The sequence below is a fragment of the Enterobacter sp. A103 genome (assembly GCF_034427535.1).
In the GTDB taxonomy this organism is placed as follows: Bacteria; Pseudomonadota; Gammaproteobacteria; order Enterobacterales; family Enterobacteriaceae; genus Enterobacter; species Enterobacter asburiae_B.
In genome coordinates this window covers 88469-108302 of record NZ_JAXQPQ010000003.1, presented here as the reverse complement: position 1 = coordinate 108302, position 19834 = coordinate 88469, and the positions used below count along the sequence as shown (strand labels likewise).

The window sequence follows — 19834 nt, the reverse complement described above, 5'->3', positions numbered from 1 at the left end:
ACTTTTTCAATACCTTAATTTATCTGCCCACAATGGGGCGTTTGAGAATTTATTATGCTAATCAAATTGTTAACTAAAGTTTTTGGTAGTCGTAACGATCGTACCCTGCGCCGTATGCGCAAAGCTGTTGCCGTCATCAACGGTATGGAACCGGCGATGGAGAAGCTCTCTGATGACGAGCTGAAAGCGAAAACGGCGGAATTCCGCGCGCGTCTGGAAAAAGGTGAAACCTTAGAAAGTCTGATCCCGGAAGCGTTTGCTGTCGTGCGCGAAGCGAGTAAGCGCGTATTCGGCATGCGTCACTTCGACGTTCAACTGCTGGGTGGTATGGTGCTCAACGAGCGCTGCATCGCGGAAATGCGTACCGGTGAAGGTAAAACCCTGACCGCAACGCTGCCGGCTTACCTGAACGCGCTGACCGGTAAAGGCGTTCACGTGGTTACCGTCAACGACTATCTGGCGCAGCGTGACGCCGAAAACAACCGCCCACTGTTCGAATTCCTCGGTATGACCGTCGGCATCAACATGTCCGGCCTGCCTGCGCCAGCCAAGCGCGAAGCGTATAACGCGGACATCACCTACGGCACCAACAACGAATACGGCTTCGACTACCTGCGTGACAACATGGCGTTCAGCCCGGAAGAGCGCGTACAGCGTAAGCTGCACTATGCGCTGGTGGATGAGGTTGACTCCATTCTGATCGATGAAGCGCGTACCCCGCTGATCATCTCCGGCCCGGCTGAAGACAGCTCCGAGATGTACCGTAAAGTCGACAAAATCATTCCACACCTGCTGCGCCAGGAGAAAGAGGACTCGGATACCTTCCAGGGTGAAGGCCACTTTTCCGTAGATGAAAAAGCGCGCCAGGTGAACCTGACCGAACGTGGTCTGGTGAAAATTGAAGAACTGCTGGTAGCTGAAGGCATCATGGAAGAGGGTGAGTCCCTGTACTCCCCGAGCAACATCATGCTGATGCACCACGTGACCGCTGCACTGCGCGCCCACGCGCTGTTCACCCGCGACGTCGATTACATCGTTAAAGACGGCGAAGTGATCATTGTCGATGAACACACCGGCCGTACCATGCAGGGACGTCGCTGGTCTGACGGTCTGCATCAGGCTGTGGAAGCCAAAGAAGGTGTGGATATTCAGAATGAAAACCAGACGCTGGCGTCTATCACCTTCCAGAACTACTTCCGTCTGTACGAGAAGCTGGCGGGGATGACCGGTACTGCTGATACCGAAGCGTTTGAATTCAGCTCCATCTACAAGCTGGATACCGTGGTCGTTCCAACCAACCGTCCAATGATCCGTAAGGATATGCCGGACCTGGTGTACATGACCGAAGCGGAAAAAATTCAGGCGATCATCGAAGATATTCGCGACCGCACTGCCAACGGCCAGCCGGTTCTGGTGGGGACCATCTCAATCGAGAAATCTGAAGTGGTTTCTCACGAGCTGACTAAAGCGGGTATCAAACACAACGTTCTGAACGCCAAATTCCACGCCAAAGAAGCGGACATTGTTGCGCAGGCGGGTTATCCGGCTGCCGTAACCATCGCCACCAACATGGCGGGTCGTGGTACCGATATTATGCTGGGCGGTAGCTGGCAGGCTGAAGTGGCGGAGCTTGAAAACCCAACGCCAGAACAGATTGCCCAGATCAAAGCCGACTGGCAGGTTCGTCATGACGCCGTCCTGGCTTCCGGCGGTCTGCACATTATCGGTACAGAGCGTCACGAGTCTCGTCGTATCGATAACCAGCTGCGTGGCCGTGCGGGTCGTCAGGGTGATGCCGGTTCATCCCGCTTCTACCTGTCTATGGAAGATGCGCTGATGCGTATTTTCGCCTCCGACCGTGTGTCCGGCATGATGCGTAAGCTGGGGATGAAACCTGGCGAAGCCATCGAGCACCCTTGGGTGACTAAAGCGATCGCTAACGCACAGCGTAAAGTGGAAAGCCGCAACTTTGATATTCGTAAGCAGCTGCTGGAATATGATGATGTGGCTAACGATCAGCGTCGTGCAATCTATACTCAGCGTAACGAACTGCTGGACGTGTCCGACGTGAGCGAAACCATCAACAGCATTCGTGAAGATGTGTTTAAAGCCACCATCGACGCGCATATTCCACCGCAGTCTCTGGAAGAGATGTGGGATATCGAAGGCCTGCAGGAACGTCTGAAAAATGACTTTGACCTCGATCTGCCAATCAAAGAGTGGCTGGATAAAGAGCCTGAGCTGCACGAAGAGACCCTGCGCGAACGTATCTTTGAAACCGCGCTGGACGTCTACAAGCGTAAGGAAGAGGTTGTTGGCGCTGAAATGATGCGTCATTTCGAAAAAGGCGTAATGCTGCAGACGCTCGACTCCCTGTGGAAAGAGCACCTGGCGGCGATGGACTACCTGCGCCAGGGTATTCACCTGCGTGGCTATGCGCAGAAAGATCCGAAGCAGGAATACAAGCGTGAATCCTTCTCCATGTTTGCCTCGATGCTGGAATCACTGAAGTACGAAGTGATCAGCACCCTGAGCAAGGTTCAGGTGCGTATGCCGGAAGAAGTGGAAGCGATGGAGCAGCAGCGTCGTGAAGAGGCCGAGCGCCTGGCACAGATGCAACAGCTGAGTCATCAGACCGACGACAGCGAAGCCGCAGCGGCGATCGCCGCGCAGACCGGCGATCGTAAAGTGGGTCGTAACGATCCTTGCCCGTGTGGTTCCGGTAAAAAGTACAAGGCGTGCCACGGCCGCCTGAGCTAAGTTCATAAAAAAACAAAAAGGCGCAGATATCTGCGCCTTTTTTATGGAAGTGACAATATGAAAATACTGCAAATTGCCGTCGGGATTATTCGCAACCCGCAAAACCAAATCTTCATCACCCAGCGCGCTGCCGACGCCCATATGGCGAACAAGTGGGAGTTTCCAGGCGGTAAAATCGAGTCAGGTGAAACGCCGGAAGAGGCGCTGGTTCGGGAGCTTCAGGAAGAGGTGGGGATCACGCCGCTTGGCGCAACGCTGTTTGATAAGCTTGAGTACCAGTTTCCGGACAGGCACATCACGCTGTGGTTCTGGCTGGTAGAAAACTGGGAGGGGGAACCCTGGGGAAAAGAGGGACAGCCGGGTAACTGGGTGGAACTTCAGGCAAGTGATGCCGAAAAATTCCCGCCAGCTAATGAACCCGTGATCCTGCGGTTAGTCGCACAACCGTAGGCCTGCTGAGCGAAGCGCCAGCAGGCTTTACAGATTACTGCTGGGTTTCACTCCAGTCATCGCTATCCGAGAGATCGCCTTCGCTTGGAATGCGTTTCTCTTCCGCCGCCCATTCGCCCAGGTCAATGAGCTGACAGCGCTTGCAGCAGAATGGGCGGAACGGACAGACTTCGCCCCAGACAACGGTTTTGCCACAGGTTGGGCAGCTTACGGTGGTGACATCAGACATCGGCACTCCTTAACAACAGGCCAGTTCAAAATCGAGACGTTCCGGCACGGTGCCATTTTCACTGTCCAGCGGCATAAAGCGAATCGCAAAGCGGCTCTTATGCCCGGAAATCTGTGGGTAAAGCTGTTCGCCGAGAGACAGGTTGAGACGCAGAAGATCGGCATCATCACCGTTATCCTGGAAGAAACCATTCAGGCTGGTTTGCTTGCGGAACGGCGCAGAGTTACGGATCAGATCGAGGATCAGCGACAGCGTCTGGTGCATTGGCTCCAGGCTTGCCAGCCAGCTGTTCACCTGTGCGTCACGCTGCGCCTGTGGCATATGTAGCCACATATGCAGCGTCGGCAGGTCGAAGCTGCAGCAGCCGCCAGGAATGCTCAGACGCTGGCGCACCAGGCCAATCAGGCGGTCTTCACGCAAAAACTGCCCGACGCGCGGCGCGGCCATCAGGACGGCACTGCTGCTTTTCAACTGCTGGCGGAGCGCGTCGATACGGCTCTGATCTACGCCGGGGACCTCCGTCCATGCCTGCAATTTACGCTGCTGGCGCTCCAGCTCTTTGAGTAATTCTGTGCGGACATCGCCGCGTTCAATCACATCCAGCAGATCGCCTACGTTGCGGAAGAAGTGCAGCGCGGTGGCATGATCGTTAACAGGCAGATGTTGTGAAAGTTGTTGAATAAGGAATTCGATGCGCAGCCAGGTGCGCATTTTTTCGTTGAGCGGATGCTCAAAAAGGATGTGTGTCGACATTATGGTTTTTCCTGTGCAACGGCCTGCGCGGCGAACGTCAGATACTGCGCGTGCAGACGGGCAACATCCGATGCAATGGCATCTGGTGCGCCGTTATTATCAATAACATCATCCGCCACGGCAAGGCGCTGAGCGCGCGTAGCCTGAGCGGCAAGAATTTGTTCAGCATGCTCCCGAGAGACGCGATCGCGCGTCATGGTTCTCTGGATTTGCGTTTCGGGTGCGACATCAATCACCAGCACGCGATCGGCTTTCTTCTGCAGCTGATTTTCAACCAGTAGCGGAACCACCCACAGGACATAGGGCGAGCGGGCTGCGGCTATCTGACGTTGAGTTTCCTGGTGGATGATGGGGTGGAGCAGGGCATTAAGCCAGTCTTTTTCCGCAGAATCAGAAAAAATACATTCGCGAAGCTGACGGCGATTCAGTGTGCCATCGGCACTGATGACTGCCTGACCAAAATGTTCTGCGATGGCCTTTAGCGCGGATGTATTGGGCTCTACCACCTGGCGGGCAATGATATCGGCATCAATAATCGTGATACCCAAACGAGAGAACGCGTCCGCAACGGTACTTTTGCCACTACCGATGCCGCCGGTTAATGCGACGATATACCCCATTAATTCAAATCCTGGGAATTATTCATTATTAAAATCAGTTGTTTAAAACTATTAGGTGCGCCAGCAACTGTTTGACCCTGTTTACCTGCTTTTTACCAGGTAAATTTATAGGATTGTAGCGTAAAAAAAGAGAATTTCGCAGTCTTGCGGAGCAGGTATTAGCGCGTATGATAACGTCACTGGAGTTGTGCTTTTAACATATTTGCCTCTAACCCCAGGAATCCGCACATGCGTATCGAAGAAGATCTGAAGTTAGGTTTCAAAGACGTTCTTATCCGCCCTAAACGCTCTACACTGAAAAGTCGCTCAGACGTTGAACTCGAACGTCAATTCACCTTTAAGCATTCCGGTCAGACCTGGTCTGGCGTGCCGATCATCGCTGCCAACATGGATACTGTGGGAACCTTTGAGATGGCAACCGCCCTGGCACAGTTCGACATTCTCACCGCCGTGCACAAACATTACAGCCCTGAAGAGTGGAATGCGTTTGTTGCGACCGCGCCTGCTGACGTGGTGAAGCATGTGATGGTTTCTACCGGCACCTCCGATGCGGATTTCGAGAAGACCAAACAGATCCTGAACGCTAACCCGGCGCTCAACTTCGTTTGTATTGACGTGGCGAACGGTTACTCCGAGCACTTCGTGCAGTTCGTCAGCAAGGCGCGTGAAGCCTGGCCGACGAAAACCATCATCGCGGGCAACGTGGTGACCGGTGAAATGTGTGAAGAGCTGATCCTTTCCGGTGCAGATATCGTGAAAGTGGGTATTGGCCCGGGTTCCGTGTGCACGACCCGCGTCAAAACCGGCGTCGGTTATCCGCAGCTCTCTGCAGTCATTGAATGCGCCGACGCGGCGCACGGTCTGGGCGGCCAGATCATCAGCGATGGCGGCTGCACCATGCCGGGCGACGTTGCGAAAGCCTTCGGCGGCGGCGCAGACTTCGTAATGCTCGGCGGTATGCTGGCTGGACACGAAGAGAGCGGTGGTACCGTTGTGGAAGAAAATGGAGAGAAATTTATGCTCTTCTACGGCATGAGCTCTGAATCCGCGATGACCCGTCACGTCGGTGGCGTGGCAAAATACCGTGCGGCAGAAGGCAAAACCGTGAAGCTACCTCTGCGCGGCCCGGTTGAATACACCGCGCGCGATATCCTCGGCGGCCTGCGCTCGGCCTGCACCTACGTTGGGGCATCCCGCCTGAAAGAGCTGACGAAACGTACGACGTTTATTCGTGTTCAGGAACAGGAAAACCGCGTGTTCAATAGCCTGTAATGGCTTCTGCTGGCGCATGCCCGTGCGCCAGCACTGTGTAGCCCTAACCCGTGCTCATCGCATCTCCCAGATGGAAAATCGGTAGGTACATTGCCACCACAAGCGTGCCGATGATGACCCCTGTCACAATCAGAAGCACTGGCTCGAGAAGTGCCGCCAGATTATCTGCCCGTTGAAAGGTCTGTTCCGTGTGGTGCCGGGCGAGATTTGCCAGCATGATGTCCAGCGCACCTGACATTTCACCGGTTCGTAAAAGCTGAATACACAGCGGGGTAAAGATGGCCGCTTTCTGAAAGGATGACCAGACGGGGAGACCTTTTTCAATGTCCTCCCGAACGCTGCGGAGTATCCCCCGCCAGTAACAACTTTCAACGGTCTCCTCTGCGCTCTCCAGTCCCTGTAAAAAGGGGATACCTGCCTGCTGCGTAAGTGACAGTACGGTAAAGATGTGTCCCAGTTTTTGGCCTTTTGCCAGCGCGCCCATCACGGGCATGTGCATCAGCATGCGCTGCCAGCGAGGGTTCTGCCTCAGAGCCCAGGCGGCGGCTAAGGGCGCTAATAACGCGGCGAACAACGCGAGGGCATAGGACTGGATAAATGCGGCCATCCCCATGACCATTTGTGTCAGCATCGGAAGCGGCGTGTTAAACGTTTTGTAGATCGCGGCAAACTCGGGCAAGACCAGAATGACCATCGCCAGCACCACGAGTAAGGCCAGCGTCAGGACGATCGCCGGATAGCGCAGGGCCTTTTTCACTTTCTCTCTGAGCTGCTGCTGCGCTTTTTGCTGCTGCGCGAGCTGGCGGCAGCACTCCTCCAGTTTCCCTGTGAGCTCACCGGTTTTCACCATCGAGACATGCAGTGGGCTAAACACCGCTGGCCACTTTTTTAGCGACTCAGAAAAGGGGGATCCCTCACTGAGCTCATCGGCAATGCTTTGCAGCAGCGCCTGCCACGGTTTTAACGGATGTTGCTCTGCCAGCATCTGCAGGCTGTGGGACAACGTCAGCCCCGCCTGCAGAAGCGTCGCGAGCTGGCGAAACATCTCGTAGCAGTGATGCGGCCGCCAGCGGTGCCGCTGAGCGCATCGGGTCAGCGCCAGAGGATGGAGATCGCTACGCATCAGCCTGGTGAAGGCGGCATTGCGGTCTGTGGCCCAGAGTGTTCCGCTTTGGGGTTCACCTTCTTTGGTGAGCGCTCGCCAGCGCCAGAGCTGATTAGCAGCCATCCGGCATTCCCAGCACGCGTACCAGCTCTTCGATCGTGGTCAGCCCTTTTTCGACGGCCATGCAGCCGTGCTCAAAAAGAGAAATCATTCCCGCCTGCCGGGCACTCGCCTCTATTACTTCGATTCCCGCCCCGCTGGCAATGGCCCGGCGCAGGGTATTGTCGATCGCCAGTACTTCAAAAATGGCCACGCGGCCATAAAAACCGTGATAACAGCGATCGCAGCCGGTGGGCTGCCAGCGTGGAAGCGGTCTGGACCATACGGCGCGCGGTAATTCAGCATGCTCGCTGGCTTCCCGGCGACAGTGCGGGCACAAACGCCGGACCAGCCGCTGGGCAATCACCATCGACAGCGCGGAAGATATCATCCAGCGCGCGACGCCCATCTGCTCCAGGCGAATCAGGGTTTCCGTCGTCGAGTTGGTGTGCAGCGTTGACAGCACCAGATGACCGGTCTGGGCGGCATTAATGGCAATTTCTGCCGTTTCACCGTCACGGATTTCGCCGACCATAATCATGTCTGGATCCTGACGCAGCAGCGCCCTCAGCACGCTCTGGAATGTTAAACCCGCCCGGGGATTAATCTGCGTCTGGTTTAATCCCGCAAGGGGGATCTCAATCGGATCCTCCACGCTACAGATGTTGACGTCAGGGGTATTACGCGCCTGCAGCGCGCTGTACAGCGTCACGGTTTTGCCGCTGCCGGTGGGGCCGGTGACCAGAATGAGCCCCTGCGGCTGGTGGAGAACCTCATTGAAACAGGCCAGTTGTTCTGCGCTCATGCCAAGCGCTTTCGGCTCAAGAGCCTGCTGAACCTGATGCAGCAGACGCAGAACAATTTTCTCACCACCGCTACAGGGAAGCGTCGCGATCCGAAACGAGACCGGCTCGTTTGCCAGCTCAATCGTAAACTGACCGTCCTGAGGTAAACGACGTTCTGCAATATCAAGATTACCCAGCACCTTTAAACGTGCGCTGAACAGGCTTGCCAGCGAGGCGGAAAGCGGAGGCTGGGGGCAAAGAACCCCGTCGATGCGTAACCGAATCTGGCATGCATGCTCCATCGGTTCGATATGAATGTCGGAGGCGCGCTGGTTGATTGCCTGCTGCAGCGTGTGGTTGAGGATATCCACCGTCGAGTGTGTTTGCGAAACGACGGGCAGATGCGATTGTGACGTTAGCTGCCGGTGTTTTTCCATGCGCTCAGCGCTCCAGCACTCAATATCAATCCGTTTCTGGGTCGCGAAGCGCAGCGCCTCCATGAGTTCAGCCGCGGGGCTGCCCACGACGGCGATGCTGACCATCTCACTGTCGCTGGTGAGCAGCAGAGCGTGATGGCGCTGACAAAGCGCCACGAGTTGATCGGTATTCATTATCCGCTCCTCAGTTATTGTCGAAGCGGAAAACGTCTTCGCAGGCCTGTTTCAGGGCGCTGTCAGCACTGATGTTGCAGTCGCGCGTCCAGCCCGTCATACCGTTGCCGTCGCTCCACCGTGGCGTCATGGTTACCGTCAGCCCGTTAAGACTCTCTTGTCCTGTTAAGGTCACGGTCCCTTTCGCCACGCTCATTCCTGAAACGTAGCGTGTCGTGGTGGGGGAAGGGATACCGTTACTGCCGGCGTCGCAGCTCTCCACGCCACCGTGATCCAGCGCGCAAAGCTCAATGGCCGTGCGGTAGGGAACGAAGGTTTGCAGCATATCGGTCAGCGCCGCCTTGCGCAGGTAGTTCTGATAGGCGGGAACGCCGATAGCGCTCAGAATCGCAATGATGCCAATGACCACCATCAGCTCAATGAGTGTGAAGCCTTGTTGTCTGTCCATATCTGCTCCTTATGCAAAGTGGCGCTACTTTGTCAGCGAGAAAGAGCAGAAACGAGAGGCAAAAAAGGGAACGGGAAGGAGGCTTCAGAGAATTTATTCAGTGTTGCAGGGAAGAACAGCGGATCTGCGAGCGGGGCTGAAATTCCCCTCTCCGGGTGGAGAGGGGAGAATGCGTTATTTGAAGCGCATTGAGAGGTCGAGGGCGCGAACGTGTTTGGTCAACGCGCCGACGGAGATGTAATCCACGCCGGTTTCGGCGAATTCACGGATCGTTTCGAAAGTGACGTTCCCGGATACTTCAAGCTGGGCCCGGCCGTTAGTCAGTTTTACCGCCTCGCGCATCTGCTCTGTTTCGAAGTTATCGAGCATGATGATATCGGCCCCGGCCTTGATCGCCTGCTCCAGCTCTTCCAGGCTTTCGACCTCTACCTCGACAGGCACATCCGGGTGCAGCCAGAAGGCTTTCTCCACCGCCTGACGCACGGAGCCAGAGGCAATAATGTGGTTCTCTTTAATCAGGAAGGCGTCGGATAAGCCCAGGCGATGGTTTGCGCCGCCGCCGCAGAGCACCGCATACTTCAGCGCGGTGCGCAGGCCCGGCAGCGTTTTGCGGGTATCCAGCAGCTGGGTGCGGGTACCGGCCAGCAGGTCAACGTAGCGACGCACTTCGCTGGCCACGCCAGAGAGCGTTTGTACAAAATTGAGCGCGGTACGTTCGCCGGTCAGCAAGACGCGGGAAGGACCGTCCAGTTCAAACAGCGGCTGGTTTGCCGTAATTGCCTCGCCGTCCTCAACGTGCCAGATAATCTGCACATCATCACCCGCCAGCTGGGTAAAGACCTCTTCAACCCAACGCTTGCCGCAAAAAACGCCGTCTTCACGGGTGATAATGACCGCGTGCGAGCGCGTCTCTTTTGGCAACAATTGTGCGGTAATATCCTTATCAGCGTTAACGTCACCGCCCAGATCTTCTTTCAAAGCATGGGAGACGCTTGCCGGAATATCCATATTAATACGTTCCAGAAGCGCTTCACGTCGGTGGTCGGGGTTGTAGCGGCGAGGCGGCATGATAAAACTCCAAATTGGTAACGAATCATAATATTGAAACATGCTACTCTGAACCGAGTCATTGCACCATACAGAAGGAGTTCCAGCATGTTGTTAGAAAACGGATGGCTGGTGGATGCGCGGCACGTGCCCTCGCCGCACCACGATTGCCGCCCGGAGGATGAAAAGCCCACACTGCTGGTGGTTCATAATATTAGTCTCCCGCCGGGTGAATTTGGCGGCCCGTGGATCGATGCGTTATTCACGGGAACGATTGATCCCGATGCTCATCCCTTCTTTGCTGAAATTGCACATCTGCGCGTATCGGCTCACTGCCTGATTCGTCGCGATGGTGAAGTGGTTCAGTATGTTCCCTTTGATAAGCGCGCCTGGCATGCCGGCGTGTCGATGTATCACGGGCGCGAACGGTGCAACGATTTTTCTATCGGGATCGAACTGGAAGGCACGGATACGACGCCCTACACCGATTCACAGTATCATCAGCTAGCGGCAGTAACCCGCACGCTTATCGGACTCTACCCTGCTATCGCCGAAAATATCACGGGACACAGTGATATAGCCCCGGAGAGAAAAACCGATCCCGGTCCGGCCTTTGACTGGCCCCGGTTTCGCGCCACGCTCACCGCGTCGTCAGAATAAGGAGATACCATGACGTTGTTTACCATGCTGCTGGTTATCATCGCTGAACGCCTGTTTAAGCTCGGCGAGCACTGGCATCTGGATCACCGGCTGGAGGTATTATTCCGCCGTATCAAACATTTTTCCATGCTGCGCACGCTGCTGATGATGGCAGGGGTGATGGTCATTACGTTCCTGCTCCTGCGTTCGCTGTACGGACTCTTTTTCAACGTGCCGCTGCTGGTGGTGTGGATCCTGCTCGGCGTGCTGTGCATTGGCGCAGGCAAGGTGCGTTTACACTATCACGCATACCTGAAAGCCGCCTCCCGTGACGATGCCCATGCGCGCGGTGCCATGGCGAGCGAGCTGACGATGATCCACGGCGTGCCGCCGGACTGCGACGAGCGCGAATTCCTGCGCGAGCTGCAAAACGCGCTGCTGTGGATTAACTTCCGTTACTATCTTGCGCCGCTGTTCTGGTTTGTAGTGGGGGGCCCGCTGGGGCCGGTACTGCTGATGGGATATGCGTTCCTGCGCGCCTGGCAGACCTGGCTTGCCCGTTATCTGACGCCGCATGAACGCCTGCAGTCCGGTATTGATGCCATCCTGCACGTGATCGACTGGCTCCCGGTGCGTCTGGTCGGCGTGGTGTACGCGTTAATTGGTCACGGTGAAAAAGCGCTGCCCGCATGGTTCGCTTCTCTTGCCGATCGCCATACGTCGCAGTACCAGGTGCTAACGCGTCTGGCGCAGTTCTCGCTGGCGCGTGAGCCGCATACCGACAAGATTGAAACGCCGAAAGCCGCTGTCTCCATGGCGAAGAAAACGTCGTTTGTGGTGGTGGTTATCGTGGCGCTGCTGACTATCTACGGCACGCTGGTGTAGGCCAGCGCGCCGCAAAGGCTAAAGCGTATCCGCGGGCGGGATGCCGAAATCAGGCATCCCGCTTTCATTCCAGCGGACAAGCTTCAGTCGGGTATGGCGATTCGGATCGTACAGCGGGTCGCCCTCAATTTCGGTGTAGTTCCGCGCGTGATACACCAGCACATCTTCCCCTTCCGGCGTTTGCGTAAAACTGTTGTGGCCCGGGCCGTACTGACGATTTTCGTAGCTGGTAACGAACACCGGACGCGGGGATTTGTGCCAGTTTGCCGGGTTTTGCGGATCGGCATTCAGGTCTATCCACAGTAGACCCATGCAGTAGTTCTCGTCGGTGGCGCTTGCGGAATAGCTGATAAACAGCTTATCGCCATGAACCAGCACCGCCGGGCCTTCGTTAACCCAAAATCCGCGACGCTCCCAGTCATACTCCGGCTTGCTGAGCATCACCGGCTCGCCTTTCAGCGTCCACGGGGTCTCCATTTCACACAGATAAAGATTGGAGTTACCGGTGATGTCCGGCGCTTTTTGCGCCCACAGATACCAGCGTTTCCCCTGATGTACAAAGGTGGTGGCGTCCAGAGCGAAGGTATCGAAAGGCGTTTTGATTTGCCCTTTCTCCACCCACGTGCCGGTGAGCGGATCGCCGTCGGCACATTCAATGGCGAACATACGGTGCTGGAACATTCCGAGCGCGTCGAGCGCCTGGGTGTGCGTTGCAGCAAAATAGATGTACCACTTCCCGTCGATGTGGTGCAGTTCCGGCGCCCAGATCAGCTGGCTCATCGGGCCGGTGTTGGGTTTGTGCCAGACCACCACTTCTTCGGCATTACGTAAGCCTTCCAGAGACTCTGCGCGGCGGATCGCCAGCCTGTCGTACTCCGGCACGGAGGCGATAAAATAATACTGCCCCTCGTGGCGTAAAATGTACGGATCGGCGCGTTGTTCAATAAATGGGTTTGGCCAGGTTTGCATTCGGCTTTCCTTATTTTGTCTCTGCGGCTTTGAGTTCCTGATAATCATTCAGCTCGCGGTAGTTATTGCGACGCTTTTCCAGATCGGACTGGATCTGCTTCATGGTTTCGCGGTCCACTTTCAGCAGGCGCACTACGCCAGCGGTAACTAAGTATCCAATGCCGGGAATGACGGTAAAGAGCAGCACGATCCCATTAATGGCGTCCGCGCTCTGCGCTTTTGCGCCCGCGTCATAGCCGTACCAGGAGAGCAGGAAGCCGACCATCGCCCCGGCAATCGCCAGCCCCAGCTTCAGGAAGAAGATGTTGCCGGAGAAGCTGATCCCGGTGATGCGCTTACCGGTCTTCCACTCGCCGTAGTCGTCCACGTCGGCCATCAGCGACCAGTGCAGCGGAGACGGGATCTGGTGCAGGATGTTCAGCAGGAAGTAGAGCACCACGATGGTGGCGGTGGCTTTCGGGTCGAAGAAATAAAAGGCGGTTGAGAAAATCGCCAGAACGATATTGGTCCAGAAGAAGACCTTGAGCTTGCACCAGCGGTCGGTCAGCACTTTTGCCAGCACGCTGCCGAGCATCATGCCGACCACGCCCAGGCTGATAAACAGCGTGGCGAAATGGGTGCTCTGGCCCATCACCCAGGTGACGTAATACATGGTGGCCGCCATGCGGATAAAGCCCGGGCAGACGTTGCACAGGGTCAGGAGCAGAATGCGTACCCACTGGTCGTTCTTCCACACGTCTTTCAGATCGTTTTTCAGCTCGTCGTTGGTCTGTACCGCCGGGCGCACGCGCTCGCGCACGGTGGCGAAGCAGAACAGGAACATGCAGGTTCCAATCAGCGCCAGAACGGTCATCGCCATTTGATAGCCTTTGGCTTTGTTATCCCCGCCAAACCAGTCGGCCATCGGCAGCAGCGTTAATGAGAGCAGCAGCGTGGCGATGCCGACCAGCACGAAGCGATACGACTGGCAGGCCACGCGCTCCTTTGGATCGTTGGTGATCACCCCGCCCAGCGAGCAGTAGGGAATGTTGATGGCCGTATAGGTTAAAGAGAGCAGGAAGTAGGTGACAAACGCATAGATAACTTTGCTGTTATAGCTCCACTCCGGCGTGGTGAACATCAGAATGCTGAACAGAGCGTAGGGGAAAGCGATCCACAGCAGCCATGGACGAAACCGACCATATTTGCTGCGGGTACGGTCAGCAATCGCGCCCATGATCGGGTCCGTTACGGCGTCAATCACGCGCACGGAAAGCAGCAGCACGCCAACCAGCGCAGGGGCGAGGCCAAAAATATCCGTATAAAAATAGTTAACAAACAGCATGATGGCGCCGAAGATGATGTTGCATCCCGCGTCTCCCATCCCATAGCCGATTTTTTCTTTTACTGACAGTGTGTTGTTATCCATCGACAGCTCTCCGGTTTACGGTATGGAGAGAATTATTTGCTGGCAAAGGAATATATGCGTTGCAGTATCAGGGCGGTGATATGGATAAATGCGCTGTGGGCGTGAAAGTGTGAGGGAGGTAACAACGCGCGGCACCCGCAAAAGCAGGCGCCGCGGAGAGAGGCTTAGTGTGCTTTCATGGCATTACGGCTTTTCTGGCTGAAGAGATAGCCCACGCCAAGGATCGCAATCCAGACCGGGATCAGGTAGACGGAAATCGCCATACCCGGCGTGATCAGCATGATCACCAGCACGGCCGCCATGAACACCAGGCACACCCAGTTGCCCAGCGGATAGAGCAGGGCAGGGAAGCGGGTGGTGACGCCCTGCTGCTGCTTGGCGCGGCGAAACTTCATGTGCGCCAGGCTGATCATCGCCCAGTTGATGACCAGGGCAGAGACCACCAGTGCCATCAGCAGGCCAAACGCCGATTCCGGTGCCATATAGTTAATGAGCACGCACAGCGCGGTCACAACCGCCGAAACCAGAATTGTGTTTACCGGCACGCCGCGTTTATCGACGTTGAGCAGCGCTTTAGGCGCGTTGCCCTGCTGGGCCAGGCCGAACAGCATGCGGCTGTTGCAGTATACGCAGCTGTTGTAAACGGAGAGCGCTGCTGTCAGAACAACCACGTTGAGTGCGTTTGCTACAAAGGTGTCGCCCAGCTCGTGGAAGATCAGCACAAACGGGCTGGTGTCGGCGGTCACGCGCGTCCACGGCAGCAGGGAGAGCAGCACGGCCAGCGAGCCCACATAGAAGATCAGAATGCGGTAGATAACCTGGTTAGTGGCTTTTGGAATGCTTTGCTCCGGGTTGTCGGCTTCAGCGGCGGTGATGCCCACCAGCTCCAGACCGCCGAAGGAGAACATGATGATGGCCATCATCATCACCAGACCGGTCATGCCGTGAGGCAGGAATCCGCCCTGTTCCCAGAGGTTGCGCACGGTTGCCTGCGGGCCGCCGTTGCCGCTGAACAGCAGCCAGCCACCGAAGATAATCATCGCCACTACGGCAATCACCTTAATAATGGCAAACCAGAACTCCATTTCACCGAACACTTTTACGTTGGTCAGGTTAATGGCGTTAATAATGACGAAGAAAGCCGCTGCGGAGGCCCAGGTTGGGATCTCGGGATACCAGAACTGAATGTATTTCCCGACGGCGGTAAGCTCGGCCATGGCAACCAGAACGTACAGCACCCAGTAGTTCCAGCCCGAGGCGAAACCGGCAAAGCTGCCCCAATATTTATAGGCAAAGTGGCTGAAGGAGCCTGCGACCGGCTCTTCAACGACCATTTCACCCAGCTGGCGCATAATCAGAAAGGCAATAAAGCCGGCAATCGCGTAACCCAAAATAATGCCGGGACCGGCTGACTGGATAACGGATGCGCTGCCCAGAAACAGGCCGGTACCAATCGCACCGCCCAGTGCGATGAGCTGTATATGGCGGTTTTTAAGCCCGCGCTTTAGCTGATCGCCGTGCTGTTGAGCTTCCATTTGAAACCTCGTGTGTGGTTGTTATGTTCACGCTGTGCGTGTGTAATTATGAAAATCCATATTCTGTATTTATTTCTTTACGGTTAACGAGACCGAAAAAAGCGGACATGACTTCCGTAAGCGCAAGAATAGTGGTAAGCGCCTGCGAATGCACCTGCTTTATGAAGGGGTGATGACGACTTGAATAAAAAGAAAGCATTTGTAAATCGGCCCGCTCATTCTTCCTAACCCAACCTATAGAATAGAAATGCTCCGTAAGTGGGCGAATTTTCATTATTTGCCTTGTTGAATCGCTTCAGATTGCAAAAACCCTCGTTTCATTATGGTTAAAACTCCCTCTAAAGGAGTAATCAACTCATTTGTGCAAAGTTACATTTCTGAAACGTTATTTCTGTAAGGTTGTTAAAATGTGCAGGGTTTACTGATTTCAATCAAAACCAATATGGACAGAAGGTGAATACTTTGTTACTTTAGCGATACGAAATAGAAATTGGTAAGACCAATTGACTCCGGGCAAAAAGGCGTAAGACAGGGAATATGGCCTACAGCAAAATTCGCCAACCAAAACTATCTGATGTGATTGAGCAGCAGCTGGAGTTTTTAATCCTCGAAGGGACTCTGCGCCCGGGTGAGAAACTTCCGCCAGAACGCGAGCTGGCAAAACAGTTCGACGTTTCACGTCCCTCTCTGCGTGAGGCGATTCAACGTCTCGAAGCAAAGGGCTTGCTGCTTCGTCGCCAGGGCGGCGGAACCTTTGTGCAAAACAGCCTGTGGCAGAGCTTCAGCGATCCGCTGGTAGAACTTCTCTCTGACCACCCAGAATCCCAGTTTGACCTGCTTGAGACCCGTCACGCGCTTGAAGGTATTGCGGCCTATTACGCCGCCCTTCGCAGCACTGATGAAGATCGCGTGCGTATCCGCGAACTGCATCAGGCCATTGAACGGGCACAGCAGTCCGGCGATCTAGACGCCGAGTCCAGCGCCGTCGTCCAGTATCAAATCGCCGTCACCGAAGCGGCCCACAACGTGGTGCTCCTCCATCTGCTACGCTGCATGGAGCCGATGCTGGCCCAGAACGTTCGTCAGAATTTTGAATTGTTGTATGCCCGTCGGGACATGCTCCCACTGGTAAGCAACCATCGCACCCGAGTATTCGAGGCGATAATGGCCGGGGAACCGGAGCAGGCGCGCGAAGCGTCGCACCGACATCTGGCTTTCATTGAGGAAATCTTGCTGGACCGCAGCCGTGAACAATCGCGTCGCGAACGTTCATTACGCCGCATACAGCAACGAAAGGATTAAGCGCCAGGTACTTTTAGAGCGCGGCAACTAAACGCAGAACCTGTCTTATTGTGCTTTTGGTTGTTCAAATAGTTCGGGTTATATCGCGGCGGCAAGCGCGCGAATCCCCGGGAGCATAGCGAACTATGTGACCGGGGTGAGAAAGCGCAGCCAACAAAGAGATAACCCGAAATATTAAGAACAAAGAGCACAATGGGACAGGTTCCAGACAAATCAACGTATTAGATAGATAAGGAATACCCCCATGTCAGAACGTCTCCAAAATGACGTGGATCCGATCGAAACTCGCGACTGGCTACAGGCGATCGAATCGGTCATCCGTGAAGAAGGTGTTGAGCGCGCTCAGTATCTGATTGATCAGCTGCTTTCTGAAGCCCGCAAAGGCGGTGTGAAGGTTGCTTCAGGTGCAGGGGCTAGCAACTACGTAAACACGATTGCCGTCGAAGACGAACCGGAATACCCGGGCAATCTGGATCTGGAACGTCGTATCCGTTCTGCAATCCGCTGGAACGCCATCATGACCGTTCTGCGCGCATCCAAGAAAGACCTGGAACTGGGTGGCCACATGGCGTCCTTCCAGTCTTCTGCAACCGTTTACGAAGTGTGCTTCAACCACTTCTTCCGTGCAGCGAACGAGAAAGACGGCGGCGATCTGGTGTACTTCCAGGGCCACATCTCTCCGGGCATCTATGCACGTGCATTCCTGGAAGGTCGTCTGACTGAAGAGCAGATGAACAACTTCCGTCAGGAAGTTCACGGTAAAGGTCTGTCTTCTTACCCGCACCCTAAACTGATGCCTGAATTCTGGCAGTTCCCGACCGTATCTATGGGTCTGGGCCCAATCGGTGCGATCTATCAGGCTAAATTCCTAAAATACCTGGAACACCGTGGTCTGAAAGACACCTCTGAGCAGACCGTTTACGCCTTCCTGGGCGACGGCGAAATGGATGAGCCAGAATCCAAAGGTGCGATCACCATCGCAACCCGTGAGAAGCTGGACAACCTGTGCTTCATCATCAACTGTAACCTGCAGCGTCTGGATGGTCCGGTAACCGGTAACGGCAAGATCATCAACGAACTGGAAGGCATCTTCGCAGGTGCTGGCTGGAACGTGATCAAAGTCATGTGGGGCGGTCGTTGGGATGAGCTGCTGCGTAAAGACACCAGCGGTAAACTGATCCAGCTGATGAACGAAACCGTTGACGGTGACTACCAGACCTTCAAATCCAAAGACGGTGCCTACGTTCGTGAGCACTTCTTCGGCAAATATCCTGAAACCGCAGCACTCGTTGCAGACTGGACTGATGAGCAGATCTGGGCTCTGAACCGCGGTGGTCACGATCCGAAGAAAGTCTACGCTGCACTGAAAAAAGCGCGTGAAACCAAAGGTAAAGCGACTGTAATCCTGGCCCATACCATCAAAGGTTACGGCATGGGTGATACCGCAGAAGGTAAAAACATCGCTCACCAGGTTAAGAAAATGAACATGGACGGCGTGCGTTACATCCGCGACCGTTTCAACGTTCCAGTGACCGATGAGCAGGTAGAAAACCTGTCTTACATCACCTTCCCGGAAGGTTCTGAAGAGCACAAGTACCTGCACGAACGTCGTCAGGCGCTGAAAGGCTACCTGCCAGCTCGTCAGCCTAACTTCACCGAGAAGCTGGAACTGCCAGCGCTGGAAGACTTCTCTCAGCTGCTGGAAGAGCAGAACAAAGAGATCTCCACCACTATCGCTTTCGTTCGTGCCCTGAACGTGATGCTGAAGAACAAGTCGATCAAAGATCGTCTGGTTCCAATCATCGCCGACGAAGCGCGTACTTTCGGTATGGAAGGTCTGTTCCGTCAGATCGGTATCTACAGCCCGAACGGCCAGCAGTACACCCCGCAGGACCGTGAGCAGGTTGCATACTACAAAGAAGACGAGAAAGGTCAGATCCTGCAGGAAGGTATCAACGAGCTGGGCGCAGGCGCATCCTGGCTGGCTGCTGCGACCTCTTACAGCACCAACAACCTGCCGATGATCCCGTTCTACATCTACTACTCCATGTTCGGGTTCCAGCGTATCGGTGACCTGTGCTGGCAGGCAGGCGACCAGCAGGCTCGCGGCTTCCTGGTAGGCGGTACCTCCGGTCGTACGACTCTGAACGGTGAAGGTCTGCAGCACGAAGATGGCCACAGCCACATTCAGTCTCTGACTATCCCTAACTGTATCTCTTACGATCCGTCTTACGCATACGAAGTGGCAGTCATCATGCATGACGGTCTGCAGCGCATGTACGGTGAAGCGCAAGAGAACATTTACTACTACATCACCACCCTGAACGAAAACTACCACATGCCGGCAATGCCAGCAGGTGCCGAGGAAGGTATCCGTAAAGGTATCTACAAACTCGAAACCATCGAAGGTAGCAAAGGTAAAGTTCAGCTGCTGGGCTCCGGCTCTATCCTGCGTCACGTACGTGAAGCAGCGCAGATTCTGGCGAAAGACTACGGCGTGGGTTCCGACGTGTACTCTGTGACCTCCTTCACCGAACTGGCGCGTGATGGCCAGGATTGTGAGCGCTGGAACATGCTGCACCCACTGGAAACTCCACGCGTTCCGTACATCGCTCAGGTGATGAACGACGCGCCAGCGGTGGCGTCTACTGACTATATGAAACTGTTCGCTGAGCAGGTTCGTACTTACGTTCCAGCTGATGATTATCGCGTTCTGGGTACTGACGGCTTCGGTCGTTCTGACAGCCGCGAAAACCTGCGTCACCACTTCGAAGTTGATGCTTCTTACGTGGTTGTAGCAGCACTGGGCGAACTGGCTAAACGTGGCGAAATCGATAAGAAAGTGGTTGCGGACGCAATCACCAAATTCAACATCGATGCAGAAAAAGTTAACCCGCGTCTGGCGTAAGAGGTAAAA

The 19834-nt window shown here is 55.2% G+C and carries 18 protein-coding genes; 7 read left to right on the top strand and 11 right to left on the bottom strand.

Annotated elements, in window-relative coordinates; genetic code table 11:
* Window positions 1-54: 54 nt before the first annotated feature.
* Window positions 55-2760: a preprotein translocase subunit SecA gene (secA, locus tag SPH27_RS10910; protein ID WP_023310402.1), complete on the top strand. Its 2706-nt coding sequence runs from the start codon at window positions 55-57 to the stop codon at window positions 2758-2760.
* Window positions 2761-2817: 57 nt separating this feature from the next.
* On the top strand, window positions 2818-3210 hold the full coding sequence (gene mutT, locus SPH27_RS10905) for an 8-oxo-dGTP diphosphatase MutT (protein WP_023310403.1): 393 nt from the start codon (window positions 2818-2820) through the stop codon (window positions 3208-3210).
* Between the two features lie 34 nt (window positions 3211-3244).
* Here the strand turns inward: mutT and yacG are convergent, their stop codons facing one another.
* Genes yacG through coaE form a run of 3 tightly spaced genes read right to left on the bottom strand, consistent with a single transcriptional unit; the run spans window position 3245 to window position 4812 of the window.
* Window positions 3245-3439, bottom strand: coding sequence for a DNA gyrase inhibitor YacG (gene yacG / locus SPH27_RS10900; RefSeq protein WP_182071473.1), 195 nt, complete (start codon window positions 3437-3439; stop codon window positions 3245-3247).
* A 9-nt stretch (window positions 3440-3448) separates the two neighbouring features.
* Window positions 3449-4192: a cell division protein ZapD gene (gene zapD, locus SPH27_RS10895; protein ID WP_023310405.1), complete on the bottom strand. Its 744-nt coding sequence runs from the start codon at window positions 4190-4192 to the stop codon at window positions 3449-3451.
* Complete coding sequence (gene coaE, locus SPH27_RS10890) at window positions 4192-4812, bottom strand: dephospho-CoA kinase (RefSeq protein WP_182071472.1); 621 nt, start codon at window positions 4810-4812, stop codon at window positions 4192-4194. Before coaE ends, zapD begins: the two co-directional genes overlap by 1 nt.
* 228 nt (window positions 4813-5040) lie before the next feature.
* Here coaE and SPH27_RS10885 point away from each other — a divergent pair, with 228 nt between their 5' ends.
* The gene (locus SPH27_RS10885) at window positions 5041-6084 is read left to right on the top strand and encodes a GMP reductase (RefSeq protein ID WP_064673239.1); all 1044 of its coding nucleotides are present in this window, start codon (window positions 5041-5043) and stop codon (window positions 6082-6084) included.
* Window positions 6085-6127: 43 nt separating this feature from the next.
* Here SPH27_RS10885 and hofC read toward each other — a convergent pair whose 3' ends face one another.
* The 4 genes from hofC to nadC form a co-directional block, all read right to left on the bottom strand.
* Entirely contained in the window at window positions 6128-7312 is a 1185-nt protein-coding gene (gene hofC, locus SPH27_RS10880) for a protein transport protein HofC (protein ID WP_182071471.1), read from the bottom strand.
* Window positions 7302-8684, bottom strand: a complete 1383-nt coding sequence (gene gspE, locus SPH27_RS10875; protein WP_182071470.1) for a type II secretion system protein GspE — start codon at window positions 8682-8684, stop codon at window positions 7302-7304. Before gspE ends, hofC begins: the two co-directional genes overlap by 11 nt.
* 10 nt (window positions 8685-8694) lie before the next feature.
* Window positions 8695-9132, bottom strand: coding sequence for a prepilin peptidase-dependent pilin (gene ppdD / locus SPH27_RS10870; RefSeq protein WP_058840541.1), 438 nt, complete (start codon window positions 9130-9132; stop codon window positions 8695-8697).
* Between the two features lie 174 nt (window positions 9133-9306).
* Entirely contained in the window at window positions 9307-10200 is an 894-nt protein-coding gene (gene nadC / locus SPH27_RS10865) for a carboxylating nicotinate-nucleotide diphosphorylase (protein ID WP_182071469.1), read from the bottom strand.
* An 87-nt stretch (window positions 10201-10287) separates the two neighbouring features.
* On the opposite strand from nadC, the gene ampD reads away from it, so the two are divergent.
* Both ampD and ampE read left to right on the top strand, forming a co-directional pair.
* Complete coding sequence (ampD, locus tag SPH27_RS10860) at window positions 10288-10839, top strand: 1,6-anhydro-N-acetylmuramyl-L-alanine amidase AmpD (RefSeq protein ID WP_182071468.1); 552 nt, start codon at window positions 10288-10290, stop codon at window positions 10837-10839.
* Window positions 10840-10848: 9 nt separating this feature from the next.
* The gene (gene ampE, locus SPH27_RS10855) at window positions 10849-11703 is read left to right on the top strand and encodes a beta-lactamase regulator AmpE (protein ID WP_033144645.1); all 855 of its coding nucleotides are present in this window, start codon (window positions 10849-10851) and stop codon (window positions 11701-11703) included.
* Between the two features lie 18 nt (window positions 11704-11721).
* Here ampE and SPH27_RS10850 read toward each other — a convergent pair whose 3' ends face one another.
* From SPH27_RS10850 to SPH27_RS10835, 4 genes are all read right to left on the bottom strand, one after another.
* A complete protein-coding gene (locus SPH27_RS10850) occupies window positions 11722-12672 on the bottom strand; it encodes a family 43 glycosylhydrolase (protein WP_182071467.1) in 951 nt (316 codons plus the stop codon).
* Window positions 12673-12682: 10 nt separating this feature from the next.
* Window positions 12683-14080, bottom strand: a complete 1398-nt coding sequence (locus SPH27_RS10845; protein WP_033144647.1) for a glycoside-pentoside-hexuronide (GPH):cation symporter — start codon at window positions 14078-14080, stop codon at window positions 12683-12685.
* 164 nt (window positions 14081-14244) lie between these two features.
* On the bottom strand, window positions 14245-15615 hold the full coding sequence (aroP, locus tag SPH27_RS10840; protein ID WP_029739677.1) for an aromatic amino acid transporter AroP: 1371 nt from the start codon (window positions 15613-15615) through the stop codon (window positions 14245-14247).
* 46 nt (window positions 15616-15661) lie between these two features.
* Window positions 15662-15889, bottom strand: a complete 228-nt coding sequence (locus SPH27_RS10835) for a hypothetical protein (RefSeq protein ID WP_080934400.1) — start codon at window positions 15887-15889, stop codon at window positions 15662-15664.
* Between the two features lie 263 nt (window positions 15890-16152).
* On the opposite strand from SPH27_RS10835, the gene pdhR reads away from it, so the two are divergent.
* Window positions 16153-16917 (top strand): pyruvate dehydrogenase complex transcriptional repressor PdhR, encoded by a 765-nt coding sequence (gene pdhR, locus SPH27_RS10830; RefSeq protein WP_008501960.1) that lies wholly within the window; start codon window positions 16153-16155, stop codon window positions 16915-16917.
* Window positions 16918-17161: 244 nt separating this feature from the next.
* Window positions 17162-19825 (top strand): pyruvate dehydrogenase (acetyl-transferring), homodimeric type, encoded by a 2664-nt coding sequence (gene aceE, locus SPH27_RS10825; protein WP_023310418.1) that lies wholly within the window; start codon window positions 17162-17164, stop codon window positions 19823-19825.
* The last annotated feature ends 9 nt before the right edge of the window (window positions 19826-19834 follow it).